Annotated in this window: 19 protein-coding genes; 6 read left to right on the top strand and 13 right to left on the bottom strand. The window is 60.0% G+C overall.

All coding sequences use genetic code 11. The annotated features are described in order from the left end of the window. Window positions 1–80: 80 nt before the first annotated feature. Window positions 81–1,595 (bottom strand): polyphosphate:AMP phosphotransferase, encoded by a 1,515-nt coding sequence (pap, locus tag VNV36_RS19435; protein ID WP_325719564.1) that lies wholly within the window; start codon window positions 1,593–1,595, stop codon window positions 81–83. Window positions 1,596–1,823: 228 nt separating this feature from the next. Here pap and mnmC point away from each other — a divergent pair, with 228 nt between their 5' ends. Continuing rightward, a complete protein-coding gene (gene mnmC, locus VNV36_RS19430) occupies window positions 1,824–3,803 on the top strand; it encodes a bifunctional tRNA (5-methylaminomethyl-2-thiouridine)(34)-methyltransferase MnmC2/FAD-dependent 5-carboxymethylaminomethyl-2-thiouridine(34) oxidoreductase MnmC1 (RefSeq protein ID WP_325719561.1) in 1,980 nt (659 codons plus the stop codon). A gap of 3 nt (window positions 3,804–3,806) precedes the next feature. Here mnmC and VNV36_RS19425 read toward each other — a convergent pair whose 3' ends face one another. Further along, the gene (locus tag VNV36_RS19425; RefSeq protein ID WP_325719560.1) at window positions 3,807–8,627 is read right to left on the bottom strand and encodes an NEL-type E3 ubiquitin ligase domain-containing protein; all 4,821 of its coding nucleotides are present in this window, start codon (window positions 8,625–8,627) and stop codon (window positions 3,807–3,809) included. Window positions 8,628–8,990: 363 nt separating this feature from the next. Here VNV36_RS19425 and VNV36_RS19420 point away from each other — a divergent pair, with 363 nt between their 5' ends. The 4 genes from VNV36_RS19420 (at window position 8,991) to VNV36_RS19405 (ending at window position 14,270) form a co-directional block, all read left to right on the top strand. Continuing rightward, the gene (locus VNV36_RS19420; protein ID WP_325719558.1) at window positions 8,991–10,763 is read left to right on the top strand and encodes an N-acetylglutaminylglutamine amidotransferase; all 1,773 of its coding nucleotides are present in this window, start codon (window positions 8,991–8,993) and stop codon (window positions 10,761–10,763) included. 3 nt (window positions 10,764–10,766) lie between these two features. Then, on the top strand, window positions 10,767–12,515 hold the full coding sequence (gene ngg, locus VNV36_RS19415) for an N-acetylglutaminylglutamine synthetase (RefSeq protein ID WP_325719555.1): 1,749 nt from the start codon (window positions 10,767–10,769) through the stop codon (window positions 12,513–12,515). Window positions 12,516–12,682: 167 nt separating this feature from the next. Continuing rightward, complete coding sequence (locus tag VNV36_RS19410; RefSeq protein ID WP_325719613.1) at window positions 12,683–13,873, top strand: osmoprotectant NAGGN system M42 family peptidase; 1,191 nt, start codon at window positions 12,683–12,685, stop codon at window positions 13,871–13,873. A gap of 169 nt (window positions 13,874–14,042) precedes the next feature. After that, complete coding sequence (locus VNV36_RS19405; protein WP_003199186.1) at window positions 14,043–14,270, top strand: YheU family protein; 228 nt, start codon at window positions 14,043–14,045, stop codon at window positions 14,268–14,270. Window positions 14,271–14,275: 5 nt separating this feature from the next. Here the strand turns inward: VNV36_RS19405 and csrA are convergent, their stop codons facing one another. From csrA to VNV36_RS19390, 3 genes are all read right to left on the bottom strand, one after another. Further along, a complete protein-coding gene (csrA, locus tag VNV36_RS19400; RefSeq protein ID WP_325719553.1) occupies window positions 14,276–14,461 on the bottom strand; it encodes a carbon storage regulator CsrA in 186 nt (61 codons plus the stop codon). 133 nt (window positions 14,462–14,594) lie between these two features. Beyond that, window positions 14,595–14,927 (bottom strand): YnfA family protein, encoded by a 333-nt coding sequence (locus VNV36_RS19395; protein WP_325719551.1) that lies wholly within the window; start codon window positions 14,925–14,927, stop codon window positions 14,595–14,597. A gap of 63 nt (window positions 14,928–14,990) precedes the next feature. Then, window positions 14,991–15,806, bottom strand: coding sequence for an SDR family oxidoreductase (locus VNV36_RS19390; protein ID WP_325719550.1), 816 nt, complete (start codon window positions 15,804–15,806; stop codon window positions 14,991–14,993). A 330-nt stretch (window positions 15,807–16,136) separates the two neighbouring features. On the opposite strand from VNV36_RS19390, the gene VNV36_RS19385 reads away from it, so the two are divergent. Further along, window positions 16,137–16,289, top strand: a complete 153-nt coding sequence (locus tag VNV36_RS19385; RefSeq protein ID WP_003183939.1) for a DUF3309 family protein — start codon at window positions 16,137–16,139, stop codon at window positions 16,287–16,289. A 77-nt stretch (window positions 16,290–16,366) separates the two neighbouring features. On the opposite strand, the gene VNV36_RS19380 is transcribed toward VNV36_RS19385, so the two are convergent. The 8 genes from VNV36_RS19380 to VNV36_RS19345 form a co-directional block, all read right to left on the bottom strand. Further along, window positions 16,367–18,460, bottom strand: a complete 2,094-nt coding sequence (locus VNV36_RS19380; protein WP_325719548.1) for an LTA synthase family protein — start codon at window positions 18,458–18,460, stop codon at window positions 16,367–16,369. A gap of 312 nt (window positions 18,461–18,772) precedes the next feature. Next, the gene (locus VNV36_RS19375; protein WP_325719545.1) at window positions 18,773–19,378 is read right to left on the bottom strand and encodes an START domain-containing protein; all 606 of its coding nucleotides are present in this window, start codon (window positions 19,376–19,378) and stop codon (window positions 18,773–18,775) included. Between the two features lie 40 nt (window positions 19,379–19,418). Continuing rightward, entirely contained in the window at window positions 19,419–19,673 is a 255-nt protein-coding gene (locus tag VNV36_RS19370; RefSeq protein WP_325719543.1) for a YkgJ family cysteine cluster protein, read from the bottom strand. A 162-nt stretch (window positions 19,674–19,835) separates the two neighbouring features. Next, on the bottom strand, window positions 19,836–20,309 hold the full coding sequence (locus VNV36_RS19365) for a translation initiation factor 2 (RefSeq protein ID WP_325719611.1): 474 nt from the start codon (window positions 20,307–20,309) through the stop codon (window positions 19,836–19,838). Between the two features lie 78 nt (window positions 20,310–20,387). Next, window positions 20,388–21,827: an aminotransferase-like domain-containing protein gene (locus VNV36_RS19360; RefSeq protein WP_325719541.1), complete on the bottom strand. Its 1,440-nt coding sequence runs from the start codon at window positions 21,825–21,827 to the stop codon at window positions 20,388–20,390. Between the two features lie 348 nt (window positions 21,828–22,175). Then, window positions 22,176–22,988, bottom strand: coding sequence for an OmpA family protein (locus tag VNV36_RS19355; protein ID WP_325719540.1), 813 nt, complete (start codon window positions 22,986–22,988; stop codon window positions 22,176–22,178). Then, window positions 22,985–23,347, bottom strand: a complete 363-nt coding sequence (locus VNV36_RS19350; RefSeq protein WP_325719538.1) for a DUF4398 domain-containing protein — start codon at window positions 23,345–23,347, stop codon at window positions 22,985–22,987. Before VNV36_RS19350 ends, VNV36_RS19355 begins: the two co-directional genes overlap by 4 nt. A gap of 9 nt (window positions 23,348–23,356) precedes the next feature. After that, complete coding sequence (locus VNV36_RS19345) at window positions 23,357–24,178, bottom strand: substrate-binding periplasmic protein (protein WP_325719535.1); 822 nt, start codon at window positions 24,176–24,178, stop codon at window positions 23,357–23,359. Window positions 24,179–24,202: the final 24 nt, after the last annotated feature.

Below are 24,202 nucleotides of genomic sequence, written 5' to 3'. Positions count from 1 at the left end.
GGTTGAGAGTGGACTGAGCATAAGTCCACCTTCTTGCCGACCGCGAGGATCATTCACCCGGCGTATGCGCGGCCATCGCTTCAGTCCTTGTGCTTCTTGGCCTTCTTGTCGGATTTCTCGAAGGCGTCTTCCAGTGCGCGGTTGATCGTGCGCAGCACCTTGACCCGCGCCCAACGCTTGTCATTGGCCTCGACCAGCGTCCAGGGCGCGATTTCGGTGCTGGTGCGGTCAACCATGTCGCCGACCGCCGCGCGATAGGCGTCCCACTTTTCCCGGTTGCGCCAGTCGTCTTCGGTAATCTTGAAACGCTTGAAGGAAATCTCTTCGCGCTGCTGAAAGCGCTCCATCTGCGTGTCCTTGTCGATGGCCAGCCAGAACTTGACGACGATGACTCCGGCATCGGCCAGTTGCTCTTCGAAGTCGTTGATTTCGCCGTAGGCGCGCAGCCAGTCGGCCGGTGTGCAAAAGCCTTCGATGCGCTCGACCAGCACCCGCCCGTACCACGAACGATCAAACACGGTGAACTTGCCCCGCGCCGGAATGTGCCGCCAGAACCGCCACAGATACGGTTGCGCGCGCTCTTCTTCGGTTGGCGCGGCAATCGGCACGATGCTGTACTGGCGCGGGTCGAGCGCGGCCGCGACCCGGCGAATTGCCCCGCCCTTGCCGGCCGCGTCGTTGCCTTCGAACACTGCGACCAGCGCATGGCGACGCATGCGTTTATCGCGCATCAGCCCGGACAGGCGCGCTTGCTCGGTGATCAGTTGTTCTTCGTAATCTTTCTTGTCCAGACGCTGGTTGAGGTCGAGGCTGTCGAGCAGGTTCAACTGGTCGACCGGCGTGCCCAGCGGCGCGGCACTGACCTCACGGGGATTGACCTCGGCACGCTTGAGCGCACTTTGCAGGCCTTCGAGGAGAATCTTGCCCACCGCCAGGCTGCGGTAGTTGGCATCGGCGCCTTCGATGATGTGCCACGGCGCGTAATCACGGCTGGTGCGGCGCAATACGCGCTCGCCGTATTTGACGAATTTGTCGTAGGTCTGCGACTGCTGCCAGTCCAGCGGACTGATGCGCCAGCTGTGCAACGGATCGTCGGCCAGTGATTTGAGCCGCACTTTCATCTGTTTTTTGGACAGGTGAAACCAGAATTTGAAGATCAGTGCGCCTTCATCGCAGAGCATTTTTTCCAGACGCTCGGCACCGGCGATGGCCTGATCCAGACGCGGATCCTTGAACAGCCCATGCACCCTGCCCTGCAACATCTGGCTGTACCAGTTGCCGAAGAAAATCCCCATACGGCCCTTGGCCGGCAGCATTCGCCAGTAACGCCAGGCGGGTGGCCGCGCCAGTTCCTCATCGGTTTGCTGATCGAAGGTACGCACTTCGATCAGGCGCGGATCCATCCATTCGTTGAGCAGCTTGACCGTCTCGCCCTTGCCTGCCCCTTCGATGCCGTTGATCAGGATGATCACCGGAAAGCGCTTTTGCTGCTGCAACTCGAACTGCGCTTCAAGCAAGGCTTCGCGCAATGCGGGAACAGCCGCATCAAAGGTGTCTTTGTCGATGGCGTGACCGATTTCAGCGGATTCAAACATGGGGACGGCTCCTTCCAGGGTTCAGCAAGACTAGCGGATGATTGCAGCACCTGAACAGCTCGCAGCCTTCGGCAGCTCCTACATTTGCAATGCGTTTCCCTGTAGGAGCTGCCAAAGGCTGCGAGCTTTTGGACTTTTTCCTGACACGCCCGAATTCTGCGTTGCGCTGGATCAGGCGCCCCGCACGCGATCGGCTAGAATGGCCGCCTTGTGATTGCCGAGCCCGCCATGAAAGCCGAAATGCCCCACGCCCAACTCGACTGGGACGACCACGGACGCCCGCGTTCGCGGGTGTTCGATGACGTGTACTTTTCCGACCAGTCAGGGCTGGAGGAAACCCGCTATGTGTTCCTGGAACAGAACCGACTCGCTGAGCGTTTCGCCGCGCTGCCGGCTGGCGGACGCCTGGTCATTGGTGAGACCGGCTTCGGCACCGGGCTGAATTTTCTTTGCGCCTGGCAGCTGTTCGAGCTACACGCCGTGGCCGGCGCACGCTTGCATTTTGTCAGCGTCGAGAAGTACCCGCTGGCGCCTGCGGACCTGCAACGAGCCCTGGCCCTGTGGCCGGAACTCAAGACCCTGGCCGATCAATTGCTCAAGCAATACGTGGCGATCCATCAAGGCTTTCAGCGCATCACTCTGGCCAACGGTCGTGTCACGCTGACCTTGCTGATTGGCGATGCACTGGAGCAACTGCCGCAACTCGATGCGCAGATCGACGCGTGGTTTCTCGACGGCTTTGCCCCGGCGAAAAACCCGGAGATGTGGACGGCGCGACTGTTCGCCGAACTCGCACGTCTGGCCGCGCCGGGCTCGACTATAAGCACGTTCACCAGCACCGGTTGGGTACGGCGTCTGCTCAATGCTGCCGGGTTCAAGATGAAGCGCACGCCGGGCATCGGCCACAAATGGGAGATACTGCGTGGCGAGTTTCTCGGCTGGCCCGCCGAGGTGCCTGCGCCGGTCCCGGCCAAACCCTGGTTCGCCCGCCCTGCGGCCCTGCACGCCGAGCGCCGGGCGTTGGTGATCGGCGCCGGGCTGGCCGGCTGCGCGACGGCATCCAGCCTCGCGGCTCGCGGCTGGCAAGTGAGCCTGCTGGAGCGCCATGATGCAGTGGCGCAGGAAGCCTCGGGCAATCCGCAAGGCGTGCTGTATCTGAAGTTGTCTGCCCATGGCACGGCGTTGTCACAATTGATCGTCAGCGGCTTCGGTTACACCCGGCGCTTGCTGGAAACCCTGCAGCGGGGCACCGACTGGGATGATTGCGGCGTGCTGCAACTGGCGTTCAATGCCAGGGAAGCCGAGCGTCATGCGCAACTGGCGGCGGCGTTCCCCGAAGATCTTCTGCTGTGGCTGGACCAGCCTCAAGCGCAGGCGCGCGCCGGTGTCGGTGTCGCCCATGGCGGTCTGTTCTATCCCGAGGGTGGCTGGGTTCATCCGCCGGCGCTGTGTCAGGCCCAGGCCGCCCACGCCAACATTGAGTTGCTCAGCCATCACCAAGCGCTGGAACTGCGTAAAGTCGCTGACCAGTGGCAAGCCTTCGCTGGCGCGCGCCTGCTCGCCAGCGCGCCGGTTGTCGTACTGGCCGGCGCTGCCGAGATCAAACACTTTGCCCAGAGCGCCGAGTTGCCGCTCAAACGCATTCGCGGACAGATCACGCGCCTGGCCGAAACCGCAGAAAGTCGTGCATTGGCCACCGTGGTGTGCGCCGAAGGTTACGTCGCCCCGGCGCGCGTGGGCGAACATACGTTGGGCGCCAGTTTCGCCTTCAACAGCGACGATCTGACGCCGACGATTGCCGAGCATGAAGGCAACCTCGCCATGCTCGAAGAGATTTCCAGCGATCTGGTCGCACGCCTGAACATCAGCGAGCAGTCCCTCGACAGCCTTCAGGGCCGCGCCGCGTTCCGTTGCACCAGTCCGGATTACCTGCCGATTGTCGGCCCGCTCGCCGACCGCGCAGCCTTTGTCCAGACCTACGCGGCATTGAGCAAGGACGCCCGACAAGTGCCTGACCTCCCCTGTCCGTGGCTCGATGGTTTGTACGTCAACAGCGGCCACGGCTCGCGCGGGTTGATCACCGCGCCACTGTCGGGCGAACTGCTGGCCGCGTGGCTGGACAACGAGCCGTTGCCGCTGCCACGCAGCGTGGCCGAAGCCTGTCACCCCAACCGCTTTGCGTTGCGTCAGTTGATTCGCGGCAAGTGAACATCACACCTGCGGCATCGCGCAGAGGCCCAGGTCCATCAGGCGGATCGACTCGTCCGTCAGGCGCTCGAACAGTGCGTCTTGCGCCTGCTCCTTTTCAAGTTTGAGGGCGTCCCATTGACTCACATAGTCAGCACTGGCCAATGTATCCGCCTTCTCCTCCAGCGCGCTCATGCGCGGTGCAAACGATTGGTCAATCAGCGAGAACTTGCGCGCAAACGTGCGTTTCAGGTAGTCGCGCCAGAACGTTTGCTGCTGCATGAATTTCAGCCACTGGGGGGAGAGTTCAGCCGTATTGATCCGCAGTTTCGCCGTATCCAGATCAGCGGCGGTTACGCCACTCTGCGGTTCGAACAGCATGTTCTGCGGCTGGCCGGGCAGGTCCAGCTCCTGCGCCAGCCCGATGCGATAAGCCAGGTTCACCTCTAACGGATCGGATTTCGCAACCTTGGCATGTTCGTGGGCAATCGTGTTCAATTGGTCCAGCCGGAACAGCCCGCGACCGAGGTTGAGCAGTGGTTTGGCAGTGACATTGCCGCCGGCTCCCCTGGTGACACGATCAACGTGCACGGCCACTTCAAGATGACTGAAATTGACCGCTGCGGTGTCATCGCAATTGACCTCGTTGGCGGCCAGGTCGAGCAACTGATCACAGAGCTCGCCATCAGCCTCTGCCGCCTTCAATACCACCCAGACCCGTCGCTGCACGTCAGCTCTGACCTTCGTCGCGTCGACGGTATCGCCCAGTTGGGCTAGCAAATGAAACAAGCCTTCGGCACGCTTATCGTCACGAAACGCCTCCCAGATTCGCGTCTGCGTTGCCCATTCTTCACCGGTGTTCTTGGTGAGCCATAGCGAGCGTGCAGTTTGTTCGTTGAGCCGGGGAATGTCCTCTTCGAGATACCCCATTCCTATACCGACATTGTTGCGATAGTTGGCCAGATACGTTTTGCTGGTTTCAGTAAAGGGATTGAGCCCCAGGTCGAGCGCCTGTGTGAATCGTCGCGGTTTCTGAAACAGCCAACGGGGCAGCTCCTTGATTTTGTTTTTGCGCATATCCATCCATTCGATATGGGCGCAATTGTTCAGACCTTCAGGTAATTCGGTTATGCCCGTATCACGCAGCAGTAACTGACGCAGGTTGCTCATTCGACTCACATCCGGGGTGGCGCCCAACGGGTTGTGGTTCAGATTCAGATACCACAGCGTGCGCAGGCTGTTGAGCTTCGCCAGTGTGTGCTCGGTCAACTTCAGCTGATTGCCCTCCAGGCTCAAGAATTTGAGCCGGGGCATATGCGACAGCACCTCAGGCAGTCGGGTGATGACATTTTCGTCGAGTTCCAGCGACTCGAGCTGTTTGAAGGATTTGAGGAAGTACACCACATCATCGCCTTGCGCCATTTTGCGCATCGACAGGTGCTGCACGTGCGCGAAGCTCAGGTCAGATGAAAAGGTCGGCAGCTTGCCGATGCGCATGCCATTGAGGTTGAGGGTACAGACCGATTTGCCTTGTTCGTCCTTGATCCAGTGAAACCGTCGAAAGCTCTCCTCGATCCTCTCGGCGACCATCTTGCGGCTCTGCCGAGCTTCGGCCGGATCGCCTCCCATCGCCTTCAAAGCAACGTCATCCTCGCTCCAGATAAAAAGAACATCACGCAGGATTTTCAAATCCTGACGCAAGGCTTTGAGCCGGGTCGCCCGGCTCAGCGGATCATTGCCCAGCTCATCGAGCAATTGACTGGCCTGCGCGTCGTCCAGGCGTGGGTAGAGTTTGCGCACTGTGCGCAGCAACCTGCGAGGATGGTTCGTCGCGGGGGCCTGATCGCCTTGCACACAGGCCGGCTCGACGACCAGCGGTTCCGGCGTGCCGCCGAGCAATGTTCGCGCCGCGGCCGGGCGATCGTCGAGGGCCGCATCGAGCAGCTTTGTGCGCAAGCGTTGCGCGCTGGCCGGCCCGGCATCGGCAAACCCGGCCATTGTCCGCTGGCGTGACGGTATCGCCTTGAGGATGGCGCAATACAAGGCACCGGGTTGCGACTCCACCTTGCCAAGGGATTTTTTGTCGCCGCCAAACGCTTCATAACCATGCGTGGACTTCACCAGATAGCCGGTATTTTCGGCGGTCGCCGACGTATCGCCGATGGCTTGCAGTAGCGGCCCGGTCACTGCCTTGTCGCGCACCTCCAGACGCAGTTGTTTATCCCAGCCGCTCAAACGCGGCAGCAAGTCAATGGCCAGCTTGTCAGTATCGGCATTCGCCAGCCACGGCCAGTGCAAGCCTGTCAACGCGCGATCGAGCCGCACCTGGGCGGCGCTCGCCCGCACTCGCTGCCCCAGCCGCAACGGCACGCGCCCGGTCGTGCGCAGGTGCAGCCGCTCGACACTCGGCGCGCGATCGATCAGCCGTTGTCCAAGGCGCGCCGGGATGTCGGCGAAGACCTGGCGCAATTTCAGCAGTTCCTGAGCCTCGCTCTGGTCGTACCGTTGATACATGCGCTCGAACGCCGCACGGTAATCGGACTGCAACGCCGCACCCACCTTCTTGGCCAGCGCGGCCTCTTGCGTGCCTTGCGCAGGTTTGCCGCCAAGCAGGGCATCGACTTCCTGCGAGTCCAGGCCATCGATCACCGTTTGCAGCAACCGGCCCCGGGCCAATTGCTCACGGGTCACTACCAGGCTGAGTGTTTCGTCGAGTGTGCGGGTCGTCGGGTAAGTCGCTTCGACGACGCCGTCCTCCCCGGTGACCTCGATGTATCGATCGGTCGGCCAGCCGGGCAGTCCCGGCAAGGCGTGCATTTGCTCCTCGGTAGCCTGGCCGGAATGGGTCTTGCCTTTTAGCAGCTCGCTCGTCAGCTCGCGTAACTGGCGCCCGATGCGTACACGCTCGACGGTTTCGCGCAGTCGCACGGGAAGTTTCAGATTGTCGTTGAACGTGTCGAGCAACGCCTGCTGCGAGGTGTCGCTGAGCCGGCGCATCATGTCCAGGTCACTGTCGACAAATTCGTGCAAGTGCGGATCGATGCGCTTGAGTGCATAGGCGCTACTGCCCCACTCTTCGGGTTCTTCTGCAGGAAGTCGCCAGCCACCTTCGACATGGCGGCTCAGTTCGGGAGCATAAGCCTGGGCACGTTCGGGGTGATCCAGGTGCAAGCGCCTGGCGTCGGGATCAAAGCGGCCGGCCAGCAGACGATTGTCCACACGAGCGATGGTCTTGTTACCAATCCTGTACAACTCTTTGGAGCTGGCATCGATGGTGAAACCGCCAGGGAGGATATGCTCATACCGGGTGAGATCGTTTTTCCACAGGCGCGGCTTGCCGGCCCGATTGAGCACTGCACTGAACTGTCCGAAAAATTCCGGGTGCGCGCGCAGCAATTTGCTGCCCAGTGTGCCCAGCACTTTTTGACCGCCGGCAAAGACGCCCATCAAGGCGATATTCTCGACCACGCTGAGCAGATGCGACAGGGCTTGCTGGTGATCATCACGCTGCCAGTCCTCAACGCCCTCGTACACTTCGCCCAGCAATTGCCCCACCGCCACGCCCATCATCAGTTGCCCCAGCACCGGCACGAACAACCCGGCCACCGAGGCAATGCTCACGCCGCGCTGCACGAAGTCCAGCAGGCGCTTGCGGCGCGTCTCTTCATCGATATCGGCAGTCGGTACCGCCAGTTTACGGGCGTCAATCTGCAGTTTGCCGACATGGCTTTGCACCATGAAGTCGAACAGCGGCACGCTGATCGGCCACTGTCTGACAACGCCGAGATCGTCCTTTTCAGCGAATGTCTTGAAGAAATCGGCCTTGTCATCTTCGTCGAGACTGCGGGCGAAGTAGTCCTGATAAACCGGAGTTTTCAGTTGTTGCGCGAGGTAGCGCTTGAACGCATTGAAACTGGGGTATTCGTAGACCGCCCGCGCAGGTTCACCGGGCATGTACACCATGCATCCGTCCTCAGGATGCTTCTCCACGGAGCGTTTGGAGAATACGACGACGCCCCACACGCAGCTGTCGAGGATCTTGATGCCCTGCATGATCAGCGGGATTTTGTCATAGCGCAGGCTGTGCGCCGGCGCCACGCCGTCGGCCATCATCAGATCCTGCAGCATGCGCAAGCCTGCCGCGGTGATATCGCCCTTGAGCGCGGCCAGATGCGCATCCAGTTCCAACAGCGATTGTTTCAATACAGTGATATTGCGGGTCATGGCACTGGTCGCCACGACTTTGCCGCTCTCGTCACGCAGACCGAACACTTGTTGCAGATGCTCCTGGTATTTCTTGCCCAGATCAAGCTGGCGGCAAAACGCGGCGAACGCCGCCGGAGTCAAGCCGCTGACGCCCTGCGGCGCGCTTTTCACACTCACCAGACTGCCCTCGGGAAACGCGTCAGCCTGCTCTTCGTCTTCGGTGAAGTTCTGCATGGCCGCCTCCAAGAGGGTTTGCGAGGCATGTTTGACGAGGTCAATCCCGGCCTCATCGGTCGGAGTCGCGTCGCAGCCACAATCAACTCCCGGCAGACTGACCACATCCACTTCTACGTCATAAAGCGCCGGCCATTGTTTGCTCAGCGCGGCGTTGAGCTCGCTGATGCAGAAGTCGTGCAACGGTTTCAGCCGGGTTCGATCCTTATCGACCTCAAGCTGCCGGGCGTGCAGTTCACGGTTGATTTCATCCAGCCTGGCCAGGCTGGTGGCCGACGCCTTGAGCAAATACGCCGGAAGGCTTTTTTCCAGGGTCTGGGCGGTATCGAGGTCGCCGGTCGCGTCGAACAGGGTGCTCAGGATGGTTCCTTGGGCCTGAGCGGATTTGTTGTCTTGGGCGAGCATGGCAATAGTCCTTTATTGCGATTGAGCCTTTGACGTTAGCGCTGTGGCAGAGCAGTTAACAACGCAAAATCCTGGGGTGATTCAAGGCCAATCAAGCACTTTTTGTCATGCATAAAATAGCCCTGCACCACCCGGCGAACATAAGTCCTGCCAGTGAAGGGTTTACTTCGAAAAACGTCCCGACAGGCGCAAACCGTGCGCCTTTCAGCGACTGCTCATCACTGTCGGGCAGCAGGCGGCCTGGCTTGCTTATAACTTATCGATCTAAAACTCCACTTACCGAGGCGGGTCAGTTTCTGAGTACCGGCACTTTTCGCGCGGTACGGCTTGACCCCTCCCCAACGGAAAACCGGTAAGGACCCTATGTGCGGATTAGCTGGCGAGCTACGTTTTGATCAACAACCTGCAGACCTTGCAGCGATCGAGAGAATCACCCATCACCTTGCCCCTCGCGGTCCCGACGCGTGGGGCTTCCATGCCCAAGGGCCAATTGCCCTGGGCCATCGTCGCCTGAAAATCATGGACCTGTCGGATGGCTCGGCGCAGCCGATGATCGACAGTCATCTGGGCCTGTCCCTGGCCTTCAACGGCGCCATTTACAACTTCCCTGAACTGCGCGAAGAGCTTGAAGCGCTGGGCTATGCCTTCCATTCCGGTGGCGACACTGAAGTGCTGCTCAAGGGCTACCACGCCTGGGGCGAGGCGCTGCTGCCGAAGCTCAACGGCATGTTCGCCTTTGCCATTTGGGAGCGCGATGCCCAGCGTCTGTTCATCGCCCGCGATCGTCTCGGCGTGAAGCCGTTGTACTTGTCGCGCACCGGCCAGCGTTTGCGTTTCGCTTCGGCACTGCCGGCGCTGCTCAAGGGCGGCGACATCAACCCGATCCTCGATCCGGTGGCGCTCAATCATTACCTGAATTTCCATGCGGTGGTTCCCGCGCCGCGGACGCTGTTGGCTGGTATCGAAAAACTGCCGCCAGCGACTTGGTTGCGCGTCGAAGCCGATGGTCGCACCGAGCAGAAAACCTGGTGGACCCTGCCCTACGGCCCACACGAAGACGAGAAAAACCTCAACCTCGAAGACTGGGTCGATCGCGTGCTCGACAGCACTCGCGAAGCGGTGGCGATTCGTCAGCGTGCAGCGGTGGATGTCGGCGTGTTGCTTTCGGGCGGTGTCGATTCGAGCATGCTGGTCGGCCTGTTGCGCGAAGTCGGTGTAGAGAATCTGTCGACCTTCTCCATCGGTTTCCAGGACGCCGGTGGCGAGCGCGGCGACGAATTCCAGTATTCCGACCTGATCGCCAAGCACTACGGCACGCGCCACCACCAATTGCGCATCGACGAAAAAGAAATCATCGAGCAACTGCCCGCCGCGTTCCGCGCGATGAGCGAGCCGATGGTCAGCCATGACTGCATTGCCTTCTATCTGTTGTCCCGCGAAGTGGCCAGGCACTGCAAAGTGGTGCAGAGCGGCCAGGGTGCCGACGAGTTGTTCGCCGGTTATCACTGGTATCCGCAAGTCGACGGCGCGGCCGATCCGTATGCGGCCTACCGCGAAGCGTTTTTCGACCGCAGCTACGACGATTATGCGGCGACAGTCCAGCCGAAATGGCTGGTCGACCACGATGCGGCCGGCGACTTCGTCAAGCAACACTTTGCCCGGCCCGGCGCCGATGCCGCCGTGGACAAAGCCCTGCGTCTGGACAGCACGGTGATGCTGGTCGACGACCCGGTCAAACGCGTCGACAACATGACCATGGCCTGGGGTCTGGAAGCGCGTACACCGTTTCTCGACTATCGGCTGGTCGAACTGTCAGCCCGCGTACCGGGCAAATTCAAGCTGCCCGATGGTGGCAAACAAGTGCTCAAGGAAGCCGCGCGTCGAGTCATCCCAAGCGAAGTGATTGACCGCAAGAAAGGTTATTTCCCGGTGCCGGGTCTCAAGCATTTGCAGGGCGACACGCTCAATTGGGTGCGTGAGCTGCTGCTTGATCCGAGTCAGGATCGCGGCCTGTTCAACCCGAGCATGCTCGACAAGCTTTTGACTGATCCGCAAGGCCAGCTGACCCCGTTGCGCGGTTCGAAACTGTGGCAACTGGCGGCCCTGAACCTGTGGCTCAGTGAACAAGGAATCTGATTGATGAAACCCCATGCCACGTCCATCAACCAACGCCTGTTGCGTGGTCAGTCCCCCTCGTACGAACGCTTGCAGGCGCGGCTGGCCGAGGATGGCAGCGAGCCTGCCACCGCACCGATTGCCGTGCATTGCGGCTGGGGCCGCCTGTTGATCGGTCACACGTTTCCCGACCCGGCCTCGCTCGCGCAGGAGCTGCTCAATGAGCAGCCCGGTGAGCGCGATATCGCCCTGTACGTCGCCGCCCCGCAGCAGATTCTCGGCCTGGAACCGACCCAGCTGTTTCTCGACCCCTCTGACACCCTGCGCCTGTGGTTCAGCGATTACCGTCAGGCCACCCGGGTTTTTCGCGGCTTTCGCATTCGCCGTGCGCAGAGCGAGACCGACTGGCAAGGCATCAACCGTCTGTATCAGGCGCGCGGCATGCTGCCGATCGACCCGGAACTGCTCACGCCACATCATCAGGGCGGTCCGGTGTACTGGCTGGCTGAAGATGAGGACAGCGGCGCGGTGATTGGCAGTGTCATGGGCCTCAATCATCAGAACGCATTCAACGACCCCGAACACGGCAGCAGCCTGTGGTGCCTGGCCGTCGACCCGCACTGCTCGCGCCCGGGCGTTGGGGAAGTGCTGGTGCGGCATCTGGTGGAGCATTTCATGAGTCGCGGCCTGGCGTATCTGGATCTGTCGGTGTTGCATGACAACCGCCAGGCGAAAAACCTCTACGCCAAACTGGGTTTTCGCAACCTGCCGACCTTCGCGATCAAGCGCAAGAACGGCATCAACCAGCCGCTGTTTCTCGGCCCGGGGCCGGAGGCGCAGTTCAACCCCTACGCGCGGATCATCGTCGAAGAAGCGCATCGACGCGGTATCGACGTGCAGGTGGATGACGCTGACGCCGGGTTGTTCACTCTCAGCCATGGCGGTCGGCGTGTACGTTGCCGCGAATCGCTGAGCGACCTGACCAGTGCCATCAGCATGACCTTGTGCCAGGACAAAAGCCTGACCCACAAAGTCCTGAAAGCCGCTGGGCTGAAACTGCCGGCGCAGCAACTGGCCGGCAATGCCGACGACAATCTGGCCTTCCTCGACGAGCATCAACGGGTGGTGGTCAAACCCCTTGACGGTGAACAGGGCCAAGGCGTAGCGGTGGATTTGCGTACTATCGAAGAGGTGCAGCAAGCCATTGAAACCGCCCGGCAATTTGATAGCCGCGTGCTGCTGGAAAGCTTTCACGAGGGCCTCGATCTGCGCATCGTGGTGATCGGTTTTGAAGTGGTCGCGGCGGCGATCCGGCGTCCCGCGGAAGTGGTCGGCGACGGCCAGCATTCGATCGGTGCGCTGATCGAAGCGCAGAGCCGTCGTCGGCAAGCGGCCACCAGCGGCGAAAGCAAGATTCCGCTGGACCACGAAACCCAGCGCACTCTGCATGCTGCCGGTTATGACTACAGCAGCATCCTGCCGGCCGGCGAGCATCTGTTCGTGCGGCGCACAGCCAATCTGCACACCGGCGGTACCCTGGAAGACGTGACGGCGATTCTCCATCCGACTCTGGTCGACGCGGCGGTGCGTGCGGCGCGAGCGCTGGACATTCCAATGGTCGGCCTCGATCTGATGGTGCCGGCGGCGGATCAACCCGAGTACGTATTCATCGAAGCCAACGAACGCGCCGGCCTGGCCAATCACGAACCGCAGCCGACGGCGGAGCGCTTTGTCGATCTGTTGTTTCCGCATAGTCAGCCGGCTGTCTCTTGATTATGCAGCGCCTCCACTGACGCCTTCGCGAGCAAGCTCGCTCCCACAGGGGAATGCATTCCAAATGTGGGAGCGAGCTTGCTCGCGAAGGGGTTGCATCAGGCGCCACAAATCTTTCTCTCATCGAAACCATCGGTGTGCTCAACCCATCAGGAGTTTCCATGACCATGACTACACAAATCCCTGAGCCGGATCTGGCTTACCTACAAAAAGTCCTGCTGGAAATGCTCGCCATTCCCAGCCCTACCGGCTTCACCGACACCATCGTGCGCTACGTCGCCGAGCGTCTGGAAGAGCTGGGCATTCCGTTCGAAATGACCCGGCGCGGCACCATTCGCGCCACATTGAAGGGCAAAAAAAGCAGCCCTGACCGCGCCGTCTCTGCGCACCTGGACACCATCGGCGCCGCCGTGCGCGCGGTCAAAGACAACGGTCGCCTGACCCTCGCCCCGGTCGGTTGCTGGTCGAGCCGCTTTGCCGAGGGCAGCCGGGTCAGCCTGTTTACCGATACCGGGGTGATTCGCGGCAGTGTGTTGCCACTGATGGCCTCAGGGCATGCGTTCAATACCCAAGTTGATGAGATGCCGATCAGTTGGGATCACGTCGAGCTGCGTCTGGACGCCTACTGCGCGACCAAGGCCGACTGCGAATCGCTGGGCATCAGTGTCGGTGACGTGGTGGCCTTCGATCCGCTGCCGGAGTTCACCGAAAGCGGCCATATCAGTGCGCGCCATCTCGATGACAAGGCAGGTGTCGCTGCCCTGCTCGCCGCACTCAAGGCAATCGTCGACAGCGGCCAGGAACTGAACATTGACTGTCATCCGCTGTTCACCATCACCGAGGAAACCGGTAGTGGCGCGGCGGCAGCATTGCCGTGGGACGTCAGCGAATTTGTCGGCATCGACATCGCGCCCGTAGCGCCCGGCCAGCATTCCAGCGAACACGCGGTAAGCGTGGCGATGCAGGATTCCGGCGGGCCTTACGACTATCACCTGTCGCGGCATCTGTTGCGTCTGGCCGGTGAGCACGAGCTGCCGGTGCGCCGCGACATGTTCCGCTATTACTTCAGCGACGCGCACTCGGCGGTCACCGCCGGCCACGACATTCGCACCGCCCTGCTCGCCTTCGGCTGTGATGCGACCCACGGCTACGAACGCACGCACATCGACAGCCTGGCGGCGCTCAGTCGATTGCTCGGCGCGTACATCCTGAGCCCGCCGGTATTCGCCAGCGACGCGGCGCCGGCCAAAGCCTCACTGGATCGCTTCAGCCATCAGATCGAACATGACACGCAGATGGAAAGCGAAACACGAGTGCCGCCGGTGGACAGTCTGGTGGGGCAGCGCTCAGACAGTTAAATCTTCGGTGATTACATAACCGCCTTTGCGAGCAGGCTCGCTCCCACAGGGGATCGCATTCAAATGTGGGAGCGAGCCTGCTCGCGAATTGGCCGGCACAACCAACACAGGACTGGCAGGCAAAACCCATTCCCCGTAGCATCCCGACATTGATTTGACCGAGGTGCCCATGCTCATTCCCCACGACCAGCTCGAAGTCGACACCCTCACTCGCCTGATCGAGGATTTCGTTACCCGCGATGGTACCGACAACGGTGACGACACGCCGCTGGAAACCCGCGTGCTGCGCGTACGCCAGGCACTGACCAAGGGCCAGGCTTTGATCGTGTTCGACCCGGAAAGCGAACAATGCCAGTTGATGCTCAAGCACGACGTCCCCAAGCATCTGTTCGACTGAAAGCGTCAGCCAGCCTTCGCGGCAGCTTCCTTGCGCTTGATCCGCTCATAGACCTCCGCACGGTGCACATGGACCTTCTTCGGCGCCTCGACGCCGAAGCGCACGCTGGAGCCGTTCACTGACAGAACACGCAGGGTGATGTCGTCACCGATTGAGATCAACTCACCGACCACACGGCTGAGTACAAGCATGGGATTCATCCTTCAGGACTGGCAAACCCTGAAGATGCGCGGCTTACAGCCGCTTCACAATGCATGACGTGCAAATCAGTCTTGCCCTACAGCCTCCCACACCTCAAGCCTTCAGACACTTCGCACAAAATCATCAGGCGGTGGAAAAGCGCGGTCCGAACAGAATCACACTGGCGCCGATCACGCACAGCGCCATGCCGATCCAGTCCGAGCCCAACGGGCGCACCCGTTCGACCACTGCCAGCCAGCCGATCGAGGCGACGATGTAGATTCCGCCATAAGCGGCATAGGCGCGGCCTGCGTAAGCTGCTTCGACACGGGTGAGCAACAGTGCGAACACCGTCAGGCTGAGCAAGGCCGGGATGACCCATAAAGCACTCTTGCCCTGACGCAGCCACATATAGAAGGCAAAACAGCCGGCGATTTCAAACAGCGCCGCAAGGAAGAACCACAGGTAATTGAGCATGGAGGCGTCTCGACAGGGTGACCATGGCGGCCACCCTAACGACGCGGCGGGCAACGAACAAGATCAAGCGTGGTTTTGTTTGGCCTTGACGCGCATTTTCTCGGCCATTGAAGTCATTTCGTCGTAGAGCAATTGCGGATTCTTCTGCTTCAACGCCCAGGCCATACGTCCTTGTTCGTGAGGCAGGATCATGAATTCGCCAGCGGCGACCTGCTGATAGATGTAGTCAGCGATATCCGCTGCACTGATCGGCGAACTTTCCAGCAACTTGCCGACCTGCGCTTTCATCGCCGGGGTCGGGCCACGGAAAGAATCGAGCAAGTTGGTCTGGAAGAATGACGGGCACACCACATGCACGGCCACTTCCTGCTGCGCCAGTTCTACCAGCAGGCTTTCCGACAACGCCACCACGCCAGCCTTGGCTACGTTGTAGTTACTCATCGCCGGGCCTTGCATCAGAGCGGCCATGGACGCGATGTTGATGATCTTGCCTTTGCTCTGTTCGAGCAGCGGCAGGAACGCCTTGCAACCTTTGACCACACCCATCAGGTTGATCGCTATCTGCCAGTCCCAGTCTTCCAGCGACAGTTCGCTGAAGAACCCGCCCGAAGCGACGCCGGCATTGTTGACGATAATATCGACGCCGCCGAACTTCTCTTCGCAGGCCTGGGCGAACGCCGTAAGCTGGCTGTAATCGCGCACATCGCAACGCTGGATGAAACCTTCGCCGCCCGCCTCGCGCACCAGTTTCAGGGTTTCCTGCAACCCGGGCTCACTGACATCGGACAAAGCCAGGCGCCAGCCCTCGCGAGCCCAACGCAGCGCGATTTCGCGACCCAGGCCTGAGCCTGCACCAGTGATCATCATGCGATTTTGCATAGCCGACAGCCTTGTTGTTCCGGGAAAGATGCGCCGAGTGTAGCGAAGCTTCCACCGCCGCCCACGCTCCATCCAACTGCTGAATGCAGGATCAAAAGATCGCTGCCGTCATCGTTTTCAGGTTGGTCTCGCGTAGGAGCTGACAAGCGCAACGAGGCTGCGATCTTTTCGCTGGAAAGGAAATAACAAAGCAATCCAAATACATTAAAAAAACATTGAATTTTTTTTCATTCGCGCAAGTCGGAACATGTAAGCCGGCTGGAATAAGTTGCTCTCCAGCTGCCCACTGAGCATCAAGACTCTTCCAGACTCTGAACAAGGAAATCACCCATGGGCACAATTCTAATCATTATCCTGATCCTGTTGCTGATCGGTGGCCTGCCGGTCTTCCCACACTCCAGAAGTTGGGGTTATGGTCCATCGGGCATCATCGGTGTGGTCCTGGTCGTGCTGTTGGTACTGTTGTTACTCGGCAAGATATGACGATATGAAGCCGTAAAAAAAGAGGCCCTTTCAAAGGGCCTCTTTTTTATTGCGTGGACTTTCTGTTCTACAGGTGATCAGTCCGGCTTGCCATGAATCACACCGGCGGTGTTGTCGAGCAGACTCTTGGTCGCGGTTTGCAAAAATGCCTCGAGCTTGAGTTTCAGTTCAGCGGTACGCGGCGCGTTCGGCACGACTTCCGCGTGAGGATTGGCACCGAGTTGGTATTGCCAGATTTTCGGGCCCATGTCCTTGTCTCGCGGCAGCACCAGAATCTGGTCAGCCGTGACGATCGCCGTGGTCTGCTCGCTGCCCGACGGCTTGATCACACCGAAGCCGGTGTCGCCTTGCGGCAGATTAAGCAGATCGCGGCCCCAGCACTGGTGACGCACTTCACCACCGAGACGGCCCATGATGGTCGGCACGATGTCGATCTGTGTGCCCACGGTGTGGTCTCGGGTACCGAACTTCTGCTGAATGCCCGGGGCGATCATCAGCATCGGCACGTTGAAGCGGCCAAGGTCCATTTCGGTGATCTGGCGCTCGTTGCCGAAGCCGTGGTCGCCGACGATGACGAACAGGGTTTCGTTGAAGTACTTCTCTTTGCGCGCCTTCTCGAAGAACTGGCCGAGTGCCCAGTCGGAGTAACGCATGGCGGTCAGGTGTTCATTGAGGCTGCCACGATCAGTGACAGGCTCGACCGGCAACGGCGTTGGCAGCGCGTACGGCGTGTGGTTGGACAGGGTTTGCAGGAGTGCGTAGAACGGCTTGCCGTTTTCCCGCGCCTTGAGCTCCTGCAGGCCACGATCGAACATGTCCTGGTCGGACACGCCCCAGGTCGGATCGGAGAACACCGGATTGACGAAGTCGTTACGGCCAACGAAGTTGGTCATGCCCTGGTTGCTGAAGAAGCCCGACTGGTTGTCCCAGGCGAAGTCGCCGTTGTAGACATAGACGTCGTCGTAGTCGCGGGCGCTGAGCAGTTGCGGCAGACCAGACAACTTGTGACTGCCTTCCGGGGTCTGCATCAGGTATTCGAAACCCGGCAGGTTGGGGAAGCAGGCCATCGTCGCGAACATGCCCTGGTGGGTGTGAGTGCCATTGGAGAAGAAACGGTCGAACAGCAGACCTTCCTTCGACAGCTTGTCTAGGTACGGGGTGATATTGCCCGGCGCGCCCAGTGCACCGACCGAGTGACCGGCCATGCTTTCCATCAGGATCACCACGACATTCTTGATCGGCAGGGTCTTGTCGGCCGGCGGCAGATAGTCACGGCGTACAGCGGCGATATCGGCATCGACCAGCTTGTCGTCAGGCATCAGCAGCATGTCGCGCACCACCTGCTGCGCCTGCTCCTGCGGCAGAGTGGCTTTCCAGATGTTGTCGCGGTCTTCACCCATGCGCGCCTTGGCAGCGGCGATCAGCGACAGCGTGCCGTTGAGACCAAGCTGGTTGGCGAAGTTGGAGTCGGTGGTGTAGACATCGCCCCAACGCATCGGCGGGCCTTGACGCAGGGTGCCGCGAGCGGCGACGACGCAAATCAGCAGGCAGACCACGAATACCGCCAGGCGGGTGTACCACGGCGCAACCTGACGGGAGCTGACGCTGCCGCCACTGAACGGCCCGCGTGGGCGGGTGGCACGGTCGGCGCCTTTGAACGCGAGGGTCAGGATGACGGTGCCGATAACCCACGCCAGCAGGTAACGGACTACCGGAAAACCGTACCAGAGCATGCTCATCACGGTTTTCGGATCTTCTTTTACATACTGGAACACCAGGCCGTTGAGGCGCTGGTGAAACTCGCGGTAGAAGTCCATCTCCATCAGACCGAGGAACAGCGCAATGCTCGACGCGACGGTCAACCACAGGCGAAAGAAACCGCGCGCGGCCATGGCCCGGGCACTGAACAGCGCCAGCACCAGTGGAATGCTCAGGTACACCACCAGGCGCAAGTCGAAACGCAGGCCATTGGCGAACGCTTCGAGGAAGGTCGCGGCCGGGGTGTCAAGGATCATTTCGCGGTTGTAGACCAGCAGCGCGAGGCGCAGCGCGGAAAACATCACCATCATGACCAGTGCGCACAGCAGCGTGTAGGCCAGATGCGATTTGACGGTCGGTTGCAGCAGGCGAGCAGAAGATCGCTGCTGATTCAGGGCGTCCGGGTTTGCCATGTCGTTTTAGGACCCATTGGAAGTTGAAGTTGCAAAAATACAGCGGCGCCGGCCCTCTATTGGTCAGTCCAGACCCCGGGGCGTGCGCGGTGCGCAAATGTTGCACGATCGTTCACACCATTGCCATTGATTACTGCCCTGCTCCGCCAGACTTTCATTCAAGGAGCTGGCAGTGCTACAGCGGGCAATAAGCGCGGGCGAATTGTCTTGAACGCTTTGTGAAAATTTCGTGCAACGCATATCTGGAAACACAATATACAAACAAAACAAAACGCCCCGAACCGGTCGGGGCGTTTTGCGTGCACTTGAAGATTATTTCTCGGCGCGTTCTTTAAGCGCTTTCAGGGTATTGAACGGCGCATCAACGACAAACTTGTTGGCAACCATCGCCGGCACGCTGCCACCCGGCTCGGTGTGGACTTGATAGGTCACTTCAACCTGATCGCCTTTAGGCACGAACTTCCAGAAGCCCTTGACCTGCTGAACCCGTACGAAACCCTTTTCTTCCGGCAGATAAGTCGGCACGCCCTCAAGGTTGCGGGTCAGGCTGCCATCGGCGCCTTCAACAGTGGTGACCTTCAACACCGAATCACGCGGAGTCACCGGCCACGGCGTGTTGAATTGAGAATAGGTCCAGCTCTGGTCGCCTTCGTGCTTGAGCAGTTTCTGGCTCTTGCATTCGTAGATCCAGGCGCAGGCGCCGGAGACGTCTTCCTGCAAGGCGCGCAGTTTGGCGATGGTGGTTTTCATCAGCGCAACGCCCTGATAGGACTTGTAATCCGAACCGGGAACTTCGCTCAGGGAAACCTTGATGCCGCCTTCGTTCCTGGCGACTTTCCAGTCTTCGGCCTGAGCGGCCGATGTAGCCAGGACGGCGGTCAAACCACACAACACAGCGATACGGTGCAGCGAACCCATAGTCTTGTTCCTTATTGTTGAAGTTCCGTTCGTGAATACATCAGGCCGCCGTCATCTGTTCCCACCAGCCAATCAATCTGATCGCTTCTTCCGAGCTGCTGCCGCAGATCTCGACATCCGCAGCAAACCCCGAGCAGACAGCCGGACGTTCCGGGCGGCCGAAAAGGTTGCACAGGTTATCGACCGAGAGTTGCACGCAACGTTCGCCGGCGGGTTTGCCAGCGGGCATGCCGGGGATCGGCGAACTGATGGAGGGGGCAATGCAGCAAGCGCCACAGCCTTCACGGCATTTCATGACGAACAGATCCTCGCGACGGGCGATGTAATGAGACGAGGAACAGAGTAACCGCTAAAACGGCTGTTTCAAATTGCCTGCGCCGTGTTTCCTGCGATTAGTGAAAGTGACCGACCAGTCTCCGACAAAGCGTCTGTTCAGCGGTTCAGAGCTGGCGGGAATTCACTGCTTGAATTCGAAATCCAGCGCCGCGCCTTCCACATCGCGGCGCGCTTCGTTGCGAAGTTGCAACTGCATTTCGTTACTCAGCAAGCGGCCGTTGAGCTGAAAGCCGTTGTCTTTCTCGCCAAACATCTGCGGCAGGATTGCCTCGCGTTTGGGCAGCTCCACCGTCCCCTTGGGCTTCAACTCCTCAACCATATCCTTGGGCAGGCTGAGATCGAGTTTCGCCGACGGCAATTTGGTCTTCGCCAATTCACTGGCGGATTTCGATTTAGACGCAACCGGGCGGCGCTTCTTCACCGTGGCGTTTTTTTTGGCTTGGGCTTTTTTTGCTGGAGTCGCGGGTTTAACAGCATTCTTCGTCGCGCTCGTCGTTGCCGGTTTTTCCTGGGCCGCAGCCGCCAGAACACCCGGTGCCTGACCGATCATCAGCAAACCCAGCAATACCCACACGGCAGCAGCAATCGCTTTCATGGACCCAACGAGTCTAACGGCAGAGGGCCATATGCTGGCCTGTTGCGCGCCACATGACAAGCTTGACCTGTCCCTCGTTCAGAATCCGCCAACGGTTTCCTGACACAGTTGGGTAGCCAAAAGCCCCAGCGTCATCAGCGCCCGTTCCGCCTCGCGGTTCCACGGAATCCCGCAATTGAGACGGATACAGTGGTTGAACTGCTCGGTGTTGCTGAAGATCAGTCCCGGCGCAATGCTGATGCCTTGTTGCAACGCACGAACATGCAGTTCCTGAGTGTTCACCCGTCCCGGCAAGCTCACCCAAAGGATGAAACCGCCTGTAGGCCGGGACATTTGCGTGCCTTCGGGGAAGTGCTGCTGCACCGCCAATTGAAACGCACTGAGGTTTTTCCGGTATTCCTGGCGGATGTACCGTAAATGCCGGTCATAGCCGCCGTTTTCCAGATAAGCGGCAATCGCCATCTGCGTGACGCTGCACGCCGAATGGGTACTGAAAGTCTGCAAGCGCTGGATTTCCTGCTGATACTTGCCGGCAATCATCCAGCCGATGCGTACCCCCGGCGACAAGGTCTTGGAGAAACTCGAGCAGTAGATCACCCGATCCAGCCGGTCGTAGGCCTTCAGCGCCTTGGTGCGGCCCTGCTCGAACATCAGTTCGCCGTAAATATCGTCTTCGACTATCTGAATGTCGAAATCCGAGGCCAGCCGCAGCAACTGTTTCTGCCGCTCTTCCGGCATGGTGCCGCCCAGAGGATTGCTTAAACGCGTGGTCAGCACCAAGGCCTTGATCGACCATTGGTTGGCGGCCAGTTGCAGGGCTTCCAGGCTCATGCCGGTGGCGGGGTCACTGGGGATTTCAATGACTTTCAGGCCAAGCAGATCAGCCAGTTGCAGCAAGCCGTAATAGGTCGGTGATTCGGCGGCAATCAGATCGCCTGGCCGGGTCAGAACGCGCAATGACATCTGCAGGGCATCGACACAGCCGTGGGTGATCACCACTTCCGACGGATCGACCACCACGCCAGCGTCACGCATACGGATCGCGACTTGCCGACGCAGCGGTTCGAAACCGGGGCTGAACATATAGCTGAACGCCCGTGGGCTATGGAAGCGGGTGACTTTGGCCAATTGCTGATGCAGCGCACGCACTGGCAAATAATCAACGCTCGGCACAGCGGCGCCCAACGGAAACACGCCTTCGCGACGGGATTCCACCAATACCTGTTGAATGATGCTGCTGCGCGTGACCAGCCCCGGCCGTTCGACCCGGGCGATGTCCGGCGTAGGCGCCGTCAGCGCGGGCGTCTGGTGTACGTAATAGCCGGACTGCGGCCGGGCGCGGATCAGGCCCTGGTCTTCGAGATTGGCATACGCCTGCAATACCGTCGCATGGCTGACGTTGAGCTGTGAACTCATCTTGCGCACCGAAGGCACGCGCTCCCCCGGTTGATAGACACCGCGGCGGATGTCCTCGGCCAGTTGCTGAGCAATACGTTGGTAGAGCAAGAGATTGGTCATGACGCAGCACTCGATTTCACGGGCGTTTTATTCTTGTGTGAAACAATACCGGAACAGTTTAGAAGTGTACTGGGACAGTTGCCAGATTACTCGACCGTACAGTGGGGTGTCTGCCCCATCTGTACGGTTTTGCGCGTTAATCGACAGACGTAAAAAAACCCGGCACTGCATGACAGGCCGGGCTTGCAGGAACCGTGTAGGAGCTTGTAGGAGCCTGTAGGAGCTGACGAGTGCAACGAGGCTGCGATCTTTTGGTTTTTTGCTTTTGAAGATCAAAAGATCGCAGCCTCGTTGCACTCGTCAGCTCCTACAAGCTCCTACAAGCTCCTACATTGCTACGGGATTGGCTCAGCGGGCGGCGCCGAGCTGGCCTTTTTCATCCGAGAACACGATTTCCACGCGGCGGTTCTGCGCCCTGCCGCGTTCAGAGGCGTTGGCGTCCACCGGGAATTGATCGCCGTACCCCTCGACCTGAATGCGTTTTTCATCGATGCCCAGATCGACCAGCACATCGGCCACCGATTGCGCACGGTCACGAGACAGTTTGAGGTTTTCCTGTTTGCCACCGGTGCTGTCGGTATAACCCTCGATGCGCACCACACGCTTGGGGTTCAGCTGCAGGAACTGGACGATCTTCAGCACGACCCGGTTGGCGGAGTTTTTCAGCTCCGCTTCACCGGTGTCGAACAGCACATCGCCAAGGGTCATGACCAGGCCGCGATCCGTCTGCGTAGTCGCTAGCGCAACAATCTGCTCCTCCAGCCACTTGCCTTGCTGCTGGACACTGAGCAGTTTCGACTCGCGCAGGGCCAGTTGCAGCCGTTGCCGCTCAAGTTCGAGCTTGGCTGCGCGTTCTTCATTGAGCACCTGATTGGTGTGCTCGCGGGCAATTTCGCTGTAGCGCTGGCTCAGGTAGGCGTAATGCACCACGTCGGCACCGCTGCCCCAATAGGTCGACAGCCGATCGGCGCGGGCCAGGGATTCGCCGGCGCGGATCACGTCTTTCGGCGCGATGCGCAGCACGTTGGAATCTTCCTTGACCTTTTGAAAATCAGCCCCGGCCTGTTGCAGCGCCGCCTCGCTATGCTGCCCGGCACAGCCGTAAAGGCTTGCGCAACCAGCGAGGACCAAGATGCCGACAGCGTTGGACTTGAGGCTCATTGCGCTTCCCCCAACTGCAGTTGCTTGCGCAGGCGGACGATGCGGGAATTGAGCACATTCAACTGATCTTCACTTTTTTTCGTCAGCACTTTGGCTTCGGCCAGACGCGCATCCAGTTCAGCCTGCTCGGCACGCATCCGCGCATTGCGATAGGACTCGTCAGCCATGTTGCCTTTGGCGCGGTTGTATTTGGTTTCGGCCAGTTGCATTTCCGGCACTTCGTCAGCGGTGGCACCGACAGCCTTGGCCTGCACGATGGCTTGTTCGGTCAAACGCATTTGTTCACTGGGTGCCGGATCGGTTGCGCACCCGGCCAGGGCCAGAACGGCCACAGCCGCGAAAAGAGGTCGAATACTCACAAAGAATCCCTACTGTTTTGGGGCACTGACAGGTTGTGGCTGCTGTTGCTGTTGCGCCTTCCAGCGCTCGATGTTGCGTTGCAGCGCGGCTTCCGTCAGTCCGGACGCGGGCAATTCTGTCATCTTTTTGGCGAGCTGTCCGCGCAACCACGGATCGTTGCAGGCCGAGTTATGGGAAACCGCGAGGAACAGGCCCGGTCGGTCGATGGGTTGTTCGAACGCCAGCAGATCATTGCTCATGCCCAGTGCCTGCGCGGCGGCCAACCCCGAGTAGCGGCCGGCGAGTACATATTCCACCTCGCCCAACAGCAGTTTCTGTAGGGCCTGAGTCAGATTGGCTGTCCGGGTCAGGGTCAGATTCTGCTCGGAAAAAGCGCCAAATGCCTGGGTCATCCGAGACTTTTCCGACACCGCGCCGGTGTGGCCTTGCAGGTCGCTCGCCTCACCGTAAGTCAGTGTCGAGCCCTTGCGCGTCCACACCAGATAGTCGTTTTCCAGCAGTGGCGGATGAATGTAGTCAAGGTTTTCCAGTTCATTCACGCTCAGCGGCGCGTCGGCCAGCATGTCCATGCGGCCGCTGCGCACTTCATCGAGCGCTTGCGCGCGTTTGCCGGCGTAGAGCATATCGACTTTGATGCCGAGATCCTGTGCCACTTGCTGCAACAGATCGGCACTGGCACCGATCAATCGCTTGGGATTCTGCGGATCTTGCCACAGGTACGGCGGCGCATCCGGGCTGCCGGTGACGACCAGCCGCTCGCATTTGCCAGCCGCCGCGGCCACACCTGGCAACAAGGCCAATCCCAACAACCATCCGTAGCGCAGATCCATGGCAAAACGCTCCCGCTCAAATTC

The organism is Pseudomonas sp., from assembly GCF_035554175.1.
In the GTDB taxonomy this organism is placed as follows: Bacteria; Pseudomonadota; Gammaproteobacteria; order Pseudomonadales; family Pseudomonadaceae; genus Aquipseudomonas.
Note: the sequence above shows the minus strand (reverse complement) of the source record. Positions and strands in the feature narration are given on the sequence as shown.

What these genes read in the sequence shown, in the direction of transcription:
- pap (WP_325719564.1), bottom strand. Translation starts at nt 1,595, where the DNA reads ATGTTTGAATCCGCTGAAATCGGTCACGCCATCGACAAAGACACCTTT.
- mnmC (WP_325719561.1), top strand. Translation starts at nt 1,824, where the DNA reads ATGAAAGCCGAAATGCCCCACGCCCAACTCGACTGGGACGACCACGGA.
- VNV36_RS19425 (WP_325719560.1), bottom strand. Translation starts at nt 8,627, where the DNA reads ATGCTCGCCCAAGACAACAAATCCGCTCAGGCCCAAGGAACCATCCTG.
- VNV36_RS19420 (WP_325719558.1), top strand. Translation starts at nt 8,991, where the DNA reads ATGTGCGGATTAGCTGGCGAGCTACGTTTTGATCAACAACCTGCAGAC.
- ngg (WP_325719555.1), top strand. Translation starts at nt 10,767, where the DNA reads ATGAAACCCCATGCCACGTCCATCAACCAACGCCTGTTGCGTGGTCAG.
- VNV36_RS19410 (WP_325719613.1), top strand. Translation starts at nt 12,683, where the DNA reads ATGACTACACAAATCCCTGAGCCGGATCTGGCTTACCTACAAAAAGTC.
- VNV36_RS19405 (WP_003199186.1), top strand. Translation starts at nt 14,043, where the DNA reads ATGCTCATTCCCCACGACCAGCTCGAAGTCGACACCCTCACTCGCCTG.
- csrA (WP_325719553.1), bottom strand. Translation starts at nt 14,461, where the DNA reads ATGCTTGTACTCAGCCGTGTGGTCGGTGAGTTGATCTCAATCGGTGAC.
- VNV36_RS19395 (WP_325719551.1), bottom strand. Translation starts at nt 14,927, where the DNA reads ATGCTCAATTACCTGTGGTTCTTCCTTGCGGCGCTGTTTGAAATCGCC.
- VNV36_RS19390 (WP_325719550.1), bottom strand. Translation starts at nt 15,806, where the DNA reads ATGCAAAATCGCATGATGATCACTGGTGCAGGCTCAGGCCTGGGTCGC.
- VNV36_RS19385 (WP_003183939.1), top strand. Translation starts at nt 16,137, where the DNA reads ATGGGCACAATTCTAATCATTATCCTGATCCTGTTGCTGATCGGTGGC.
- VNV36_RS19380 (WP_325719548.1), bottom strand. Translation starts at nt 18,460, where the DNA reads ATGGCAAACCCGGACGCCCTGAATCAGCAGCGATCTTCTGCTCGCCTG.
- VNV36_RS19375 (WP_325719545.1), bottom strand. Translation starts at nt 19,378, where the DNA reads ATGGGTTCGCTGCACCGTATCGCTGTGTTGTGTGGTTTGACCGCCGTC.
- VNV36_RS19370 (WP_325719543.1), bottom strand. Translation starts at nt 19,673, where the DNA reads ATGAAATGCCGTGAAGGCTGTGGCGCTTGCTGCATTGCCCCCTCCATC.
- VNV36_RS19365 (WP_325719611.1), bottom strand. Translation starts at nt 20,309, where the DNA reads ATGAAAGCGATTGCTGCTGCCGTGTGGGTATTGCTGGGTTTGCTGATG.
- VNV36_RS19360 (WP_325719541.1), bottom strand. Translation starts at nt 21,827, where the DNA reads ATGACCAATCTCTTGCTCTACCAACGTATTGCTCAGCAACTGGCCGAG.
- VNV36_RS19355 (WP_325719540.1), bottom strand. Translation starts at nt 22,988, where the DNA reads ATGAGCCTCAAGTCCAACGCTGTCGGCATCTTGGTCCTCGCTGGTTGC.
- VNV36_RS19345 (WP_325719535.1), bottom strand. Translation starts at nt 24,178, where the DNA reads ATGGATCTGCGCTACGGATGGTTGTTGGGATTGGCCTTGTTGCCAGGT.